2 protein-coding genes are annotated in these 729 nt (G+C 53.8%); both read right to left on the bottom strand.

Features of this window, described 5'->3' with window-relative positions; genetic code table 11:
- Nucleotides 1–104: 104 nt before the first annotated feature.
- Nucleotides 105–272 (bottom strand): Thivi_2564 family membrane protein, encoded by a 168-nt coding sequence (locus AB1462_RS31440; protein WP_347971987.1) that lies wholly within the window; start codon nt 270–272, stop codon nt 105–107.
- 94 nt (nt 273–366) lie between these two features.
- Nucleotides 367–729 (bottom strand): DNA-3-methyladenine glycosylase (locus tag AB1462_RS31435; RefSeq protein WP_367248959.1); only part of this gene is annotated, 363 nt, incomplete at its 5' end.

Genomic DNA, 729 nt, shown 5'->3' with positions numbered 1-729 from the left:
ACGTATTCGCGGCGATGATTACAAATTGTGAGATTGGCAATCGAACAAAGAAAAACCCCGCCGGTTTCCCGACGGGGCTTTTTAAAAACTATGAAATGAAATTCCTAGAAAACAGCAAGGTATTTCAAAAGCGAGATGATGCCGATCACGATAACGATGATCTGGACGATCTGTTTGGCGCGTCCATCGATAGGCAGGCGCTGCACCAGATACAGGATGAGAACGATAACGAGAAAGGTGATTAGTGCACCGATCAATACTGAAGAAGCCATGAACCCCACTCCGGTTGGCTGGCCTTGCGGCCGGTAATGCATAAACTATGCACTCCTAAACGGGAAAATGTTCATTGGGGTCCATGGCTTGCGCTCAAACGGCTGGAAATTTCCGGCTAACAAAGGGCGAGGACGCCAGGCCGAAGCGCCAGGGCATTTCGGCAGCACGGGTGATGCCTATGCGCGTCGCGACAATTACTTCGCGAGGATCTTGCGCAATCTCCAGGGAAAATGGCGGTCGATAAAGCGGCAGTGCATTCAATTCGATGTCTATGCCGAGCGCCTGACACAGCCTGCCTGGTCCTGAACACAGATTTCGCAGCGGGACATTTCCTCGCCGGGCTTCCATCGCCGGGATGCCGCGCGTTGGTGCCAGAGCGCGCAGCAGGACTGCGGAGCCGGGCATGCACACGAAATTCATGCACCAGTGGATGCCGTATGAGCGGTAGACATAGGC

The organism is Pseudomonas sp. SB113 (assembly GCF_040754745.1).
Taxonomy (GTDB): Bacteria; Pseudomonadota; Gammaproteobacteria; order Pseudomonadales; family Pseudomonadaceae; genus Aquipseudomonas; species Aquipseudomonas grimontii.
The sequence above is the reverse complement of the archived record's forward strand: the minus strand, read 5'-3'. Positions and strand labels throughout refer to the sequence as shown.

Excerpts from the sequence above, each read along its gene's own strand:
- AB1462_RS31440 (WP_347971987.1), bottom strand. The coding sequence starts at position 272 with ATGGCTTCTTCAGTATTGATCGGTGCACTAATCACCTTTCTCGTTATC.